Origin of the sequence: Luteibacter sp., from assembly GCF_051958795.1 — a bacterium.
Lineage (GTDB): Bacteria > Pseudomonadota > Gammaproteobacteria > Xanthomonadales > Rhodanobacteraceae > Luteibacter.
Genome location: NZ_JBQCFT010000327.1, coordinates 1 through 5,245, shown reverse-complemented (window position 1 = coordinate 5,245; position 5,245 = coordinate 1). Strand labels below are relative to the sequence as shown.

The 5,245-nt window shown below is 63.1% G+C and carries 7 protein-coding genes and 1 tRNA gene; 7 read left to right on the top strand and 1 reads right to left on the bottom strand.

All coding sequences use genetic code 11. The annotated features are described in order from the left end of the window. The 6 genes from ACTHLF_RS17045 to ACTHLF_RS17020 all read left to right on the top strand — a co-directional run. Positions 1-183: hypothetical protein (locus ACTHLF_RS17045; protein ID WP_440328818.1), on the top strand; the 183-nt coding region annotated here is incomplete at its 5' end. Between the two features lies 1 nt (position 184). Further along, positions 185-484, top strand: coding sequence for an integration host factor subunit alpha (ihfA, locus tag ACTHLF_RS17040; protein ID WP_036114917.1), 300 nt, complete (start codon positions 185-187; stop codon positions 482-484). Beyond that, on the top strand, positions 465-821 hold the full coding sequence (locus ACTHLF_RS17035; RefSeq protein WP_036114913.1) for a MerR family transcriptional regulator: 357 nt from the start codon (positions 465-467) through the stop codon (positions 819-821). Before ihfA ends, ACTHLF_RS17035 begins: the two co-directional genes overlap by 20 nt. 47 nt (positions 822-868) lie before the next feature. Further along, positions 869-945, top strand: a tRNA-Pro gene (locus ACTHLF_RS17030). A 244-nt stretch (positions 946-1,189) separates the two neighbouring features. Next, positions 1,190-1,639 carry a hypothetical protein gene (locus ACTHLF_RS17025; protein ID WP_440328817.1) on the top strand — a complete coding sequence of 150 codons (450 nt, stop codon included), beginning with the start codon at positions 1,190-1,192 and terminating at the stop codon, positions 1,637-1,639. Between the two features lie 526 nt (positions 1,640-2,165). Then, the gene (locus ACTHLF_RS17020) at positions 2,166-3,230 is read left to right on the top strand and encodes a linear amide C-N hydrolase (RefSeq protein ID WP_440328815.1); all 1,065 of its coding nucleotides are present in this window, start codon (positions 2,166-2,168) and stop codon (positions 3,228-3,230) included. Between the two features lie 18 nt (positions 3,231-3,248). On the opposite strand, the gene ACTHLF_RS17015 is transcribed toward ACTHLF_RS17020, so the two are convergent. Next, entirely contained in the window at positions 3,249-3,566 is a 318-nt protein-coding gene (locus tag ACTHLF_RS17015; RefSeq protein ID WP_440328814.1) for an EF-hand domain-containing protein, read from the bottom strand. 141 nt (positions 3,567-3,707) lie between these two features. Here ACTHLF_RS17015 and ACTHLF_RS17010 point away from each other — a divergent pair, with 141 nt between their 5' ends. Beyond that, positions 3,708-5,162, top strand: coding sequence for a GGDEF domain-containing protein (locus tag ACTHLF_RS17010; protein WP_440328812.1), 1,455 nt, complete (start codon positions 3,708-3,710; stop codon positions 5,160-5,162). The last annotated feature ends 83 nt before the right edge of the window (positions 5,163-5,245 follow it).

The window sequence follows — 5,245 nt, the reverse complement described above, 5'->3', positions numbered from 1 at the left end:
AAGGAGGTCCGCCTGTTCGATCGCTACGTGGGCAAGGGCGTCGAGGAAGGGCGAAAGAGTCTCGCTATGGGCTTGATTTTACAGGACGCTTCACGCACCCTTACCGACGACGATGCCGACGCTTGCGTGGCAGACGCGGTGAAGGCATTGGAGCAGACATGCAAGGCGAGATTGCGAGGATAAGATGGCGCTGACCAAGGCGGAAATGGCCGAGCGGCTTTTCCTCGACGTAGGCCTCAACAAGCGTGAGGCCAAGGAATTCGTGGACGCTTATTTCGAAGTGGTCCGCGAAGCCCTGGAGCGAGGCGAACAGGTGAAATTGTCGGGCTTCGGCAACTTCGACCTGCGACAGAAGAATCAGCGGCCCGGTCGTAATCCCAAGACCGGCGAAGAAATCCCCATCTCGGCCCGGCGGGTAGTCACCTTCCGTCCTGGCCAGAAACTCAAGGTAAGAGTCGAGGGCTATGCTGGATCCAGGGAATAACACCGAACTCCCCGCCATCCCGGCGAAGCGCTACTTCACCATTGGTGAGGTCAGCGAGCTGTGTGGCGTCAAGCCGCACGTGCTGCGCTATTGGGAGCAGGAGTTCCCGGCCCTCAAGCCCGTCAAGCGCCGTGGCAACCGCCGTTACTACCAGCGGCACGACGTGCTCATGATCCGCCAGATCCGCTCGTTGCTGTACGACGAAGGCTTCACCATCACGGGCGCCCGCGCCCGCCTTGAGGGCCCCCAGGCCCGCATGGAAGCCAGCATGTCGCACCAGATCGTGCGCCAGGTCCGCCTGGAACTGGAAGAAGTACTTACGCTGCTGCGCCGCTGATCCTGCTTCCGCAGGGCAGGGCGTTGCTGCTACAATCGTTAGCTCGTCGGGGTGTAGCGCAGCCTGGTAGCGCACTACGCTGGGGGTGTAGTGGTCGCGAGTTCGAATCTCGCCACCCCGACCAATTATTCAAAAAGGGCGTCCCATTGGGGCGCCCTTTTTTTGTTCTTCGCGGAACTCCCGGGACGATGTAGAGCTCGCAACGTGTGGCAGCTCGCCTGTGGGAGCGCGCTTGCGCGCGATAAGCCCACGGAGCGGTGAGGCGGCGGGCCTTCCGCCGGGGCCCGATCGGCCCTGAGCTCTGGCAGCCGGCGCCGCAACGGCGCTCGCAATCGTCCGAATTCATGGATCTGAAAAGGGGAAGGGGCATGCCGCGCAGCACGTACAAAAGCAACAGCTGGATTCCGGAAATCGGCAATCGCGCCGACGCGCAACAAGCGATGAAGGTCGGCGCTTTCGCCGCCTGGTTCGTCGCTGCGGTGAACATCGCAATCGGCGCGTACATTCTTTTCTCCGCGCCGGAGGCCATGCGGACGTTCGGCGTCACGGGCATGTCCATCATCGATGGCGTGTGCTTTGCCCTCGTCGGCATTTTCACGTGGCGCTATTCGCTTTCCAGCGCGTGGATTGGCCTGATCCTCTTCTCGCTCGAGAAAATCTTCCAGTGGGTCACACAGCCGAAGGCTATCGTGGGCATCGTGATGGCAGTCATCCTGTGGATCGGCTTCCTCAATGGTGTGCGTGGTGCCGTGGCGCTCCGCCGTTTCAACCGTGAAGCCGCCAACGCGCCGTTGGGTACCGAAGCGGCCGAGGGTTAAGAGCCAAAAAGCCCTCACGCGCAAACGTGAGGGCTTTGAAGGACAAGGCCGAAGGAAGCGGATGCTTCGAGGCAATGGAGCTAGGTTAGGAGGGCTTGTCATCGCGCTCCGCCTGCTGCAGCTGCCGAACCAAAGGTCCCTCGCTGCAGTCTCGCAGGTCGATTGTTCCCGACGAAGGGGAGGCTACTGACGTAAGCTCGGGCGTGTCAAACGTCGGCATCGAACTTACGGTTCTACGCTGCTGGGCATTGGCGTTTCGTCCTTTGTTTTCGCCACGATTTCAGCAATATCTGCTCTGTTCTGCGCGTCCGCAAAAAGTGCTGCGTTGATCTCGAGGACCGAAGCCAGCGCGCGTTTCACCTTGAGGAGCGTCTGAAGATCCAGTCTTCCCGTCTGTCGCCTTCCGTGGGCCACTGACCAACTGCATTCGCGCTTTGACGGGTAAGTAGAATTTCCTAGTGGTTCCGGACCACAGCGGGCGTATGCTCCCGCAGGCAGGGGAGGGCTACTTCGCCGGAGCTTCGCAATGAACAGACCTAAACGAAACACGCTGCACGGCGTGTGCGCGCTGCTCATGGCGTTGTGCGCCACACCCATGTCCACCGACGCCTGCACACGCGTGGTCTACCTCGGCAACAACGACGACGTCATCACCGCGCGGTCGATGGACTGGAAGGTCGATGTCGGCACGAACCTGTGGATCTTCCCGCGTGGCATGAAACGCGTTGGCGAAGCTGGTCCGGGGTCGGTGGCGTGGACGTCGAAGTACGGTAGCGTCATCTCGACCGGTTATGACGTATCCACGACCGATGGCGCGAACGAAAAAGGCCTGATGGCCAATGTGCTGTGGCTGGTTGAATCCAGCTACCCGAAGCCGAAGAAGGGCGACCACACGCTAAGCATCGCGCTGTGGGCGCAGTACGTCCTCGACAATTACGCGACGGTGGACGACGCGGTAAAAGCGCTGGAAAAAGAACCTTTCGTGGTCGTCACCGATGAAGTCCCCGGTGAGCCGCGCCTCGCGACGCTTCACCTGTCGATGTCAGACGCAACGGGCGATAGCGCCATCATCGAATACATCGGCGGCAAGCAGGTCATCCACCACGATCGCAAATACCAGGTCATGACCAACTCGCCGACCTTCGACGAACAGCTGGCGCTGAATACCTATTGGGAAGGGATCGGCGGCACGGTCATGCTGCCGGGGACGAACCGCTCGGCGGATCGTTTCGCCCGCGCGTCGTTCTACGTGAATGCCATTCCGAAAAGCGACGACCCCGACCTCGCGCTTGCGAGCGTGTTTTCCGTGATCCGCAATGTCTCGGTGCCTTTGGGCATCACCACGCCCGAGCAGCCGAATATCTCGTCGACGCGATGGCGCACCGTGTTCGACCATAAGCGCCGGCTCTATCTCTTCGAATCAGCCGTTACGCCCAACACCTTCTGGGTCGACCTGAAGAAGGTCGACTTCGCGGCGAGTGCCCCGGTGCGCAAACTCGACCTGGGTGCGGACCAAAGGCACACCTTCGCCGGCGAGGTCTCGGCCAGCTTCGTAACCGCCCAGCCGTTTCGCTTCGCCGGCCTGCACTAGGGCCGGCCGGCCCCAGGCTCACATGCCCCCGGGTGGCTTCGCCGCCTTCGTCCCGGCCTGCTGGAGCAGGTAGGTCTGGATCTCCTTTTCGGAGACCTTGCCGCGACCGGTGGTGTCGATCTTGTCGAAGTTCTTGGCCGTCTCGGGCATGTTCCCGGCCTCGGCCTCTTCCTTCGTAAGGAACCCGTCCTTGTCCTTGTCGGCCTTCAGGAACTTCTGGTGCAGCTGCTTGGAGGCGTAGGTCGCGGCTGAGCCGAGGCCCGTCTGGGCCACGGCCAGCGCCGGGAGGGTGCAGAGGGCGGCCATGGCCGCGAGTCGGATCATCCGGGAAGCCATGCACGATCTCCTGGGGGGTAGGTGGCTACCGGTACCATTCCGGGGCTCAGCGAACTGTGACGACGTTCTCAAGCTGACACGGTTCTGGCCGATACTAGGGGGACGCATAAGAACATGGCCCGGGGGCCATGGGGGTTACCGATGTCTGGAACGGAAGCACGGCAGCGGGCGCGTGAAGCGCTCGCGCAGGCCAAGGCCAGGGTGGCCAGTCACAAGCAGATCGATCCGGCGCTCCTGGATCTCGCCCTCGGCGAGGCCCCCGAAGGCGGCTGGGCGGGCCCCGGCCATGCGGTGACCCTTGTCGGCCGGGTCGACCCCGCTGGCGTTTACCACCCGACACCCTGCCAGGAAGCCCTGCGCGGCCTCGAGGTGCCCAGCATCATCAAGCAGGTCTATCTTGCCCCGTCGGGGATGCGGGACCGCTACGATCACGACACCCTGCGACGCAGCCTTCCGGAAAGCGTCATGTGGCTGATGGAACATGTGCGCGGGGCGAAGGGTGGGGCACCGCGTATTTACATCCAGGTGCCCGATGGGAGCACCGCGCTGGTGGAGGCGCCGGAGGCGACCCTCTCCATCCTTGAATTATTCGCAGGGTTGCCACTCGAAGGCGTGGCCCTTGAAGAAGACCTTGCCGCGCCGCCGGAAACGACCATGAGCATCGACGACGCCATCCTTGCCGAAGACATCAGCGTTTATAAAACGCTGCTCGAATCCACACGCGCCATCCCGTGGAAAATCGACTGGGCGACCCTGCGCTTCGCCTACATCGGCCCGCAGATCGAAGAGCTGCTCGGCTGGTCGCCGCAGTCCTGGCAGACCGTCCAGGACTGGGCCGACCGCATGCACCCCGAGGATCGCGAGTGGGTGTTCAACTTCTGCGTATCGCAATCGCAGGCGGGCATCGATCACGAAGCCGACTACCGGGCGCTGCGCAAGGACGGCGAATTCGTCTGGATCCGCGATGTGGTGCACGTGGTTCGCAATGAAGACGGTACCCCGAATGCGCTGATCGGCTTCATGTTCGATATCAGCGAACGCAAGCGCACGGAAGAAAAGCTGCTCGACATGCAACGCGAGCTGGAAGAGCTTTCCTTCAAGGACGGCCTGACCGGGGTCGCCAACCGCCGTCGCTTCGACGCGGTGATGGAAACCCGCTGGCGCGATGCGCGCCAGGCGCGGCATCCGCTGTCCGTGGTCGTTCTCGATATCGATTTCTTCAAGCAGTACAACGACCACTACGGCCACCTCGAAGGCGATGAATGCCTGAAGCGCGTGGCTAAGGCACTGGCCGGCGGCGTGCGAAACACCGACGACCTGCTGTGCCGGTTCGGTGGCGAGGAGTTCGTGCTACTGCTCCCGAACACCGACGAGGCCGCGGCCATGGCGATGGCCTGGCGTTGCCTGGATCTCATCGACAAGGCGCTGATCCCGCATGCCGGCGTGGGCCCGGGCAAGCGCCTGACCCTGAGCGCTGGCGTGAACACGCTGGTGCCGGGTGAACACGATGCCGTGCTGCCGTTTATCGGCGTCGCCGACAGCCGCCTTTACAAGGCCAAGGAACGCGGTCGCCACCGCGTCGTCGCCGAAGGCTGACGCGCCGGGATCGCGCGCAAGCGCGAGCCCACCGACGGCCGCACGGGCCGGTGGGCGCGCGCGTGGGGGCGGGGGCCGTGCAC

Coding starts and splice junctions, on each gene's coding strand:
- ACTHLF_RS17010 (WP_440328812.1), top strand. CDS start 3,708: ATGTCTGGAACGGAAGCACGGCAGCGGGCGCGTGAAGCGCTCGCGCAG.
- ACTHLF_RS17025 (WP_440328817.1), top strand. CDS start 1,190: ATGCCGCGCAGCACGTACAAAAGCAACAGCTGGATTCCGGAAATCGGC.
- ACTHLF_RS17035 (WP_036114913.1), top strand. CDS start 465: ATGCTGGATCCAGGGAATAACACCGAACTCCCCGCCATCCCGGCGAAG.
- ACTHLF_RS17015 (WP_440328814.1), bottom strand. CDS start 3,566: ATGGCTTCCCGGATGATCCGACTCGCGGCCATGGCCGCCCTCTGCACC.
- ACTHLF_RS17020 (WP_440328815.1), top strand. CDS start 2,166: ATGAACAGACCTAAACGAAACACGCTGCACGGCGTGTGCGCGCTGCTC.
- ihfA (WP_036114917.1), top strand. CDS start 185: ATGGCGCTGACCAAGGCGGAAATGGCCGAGCGGCTTTTCCTCGACGTA.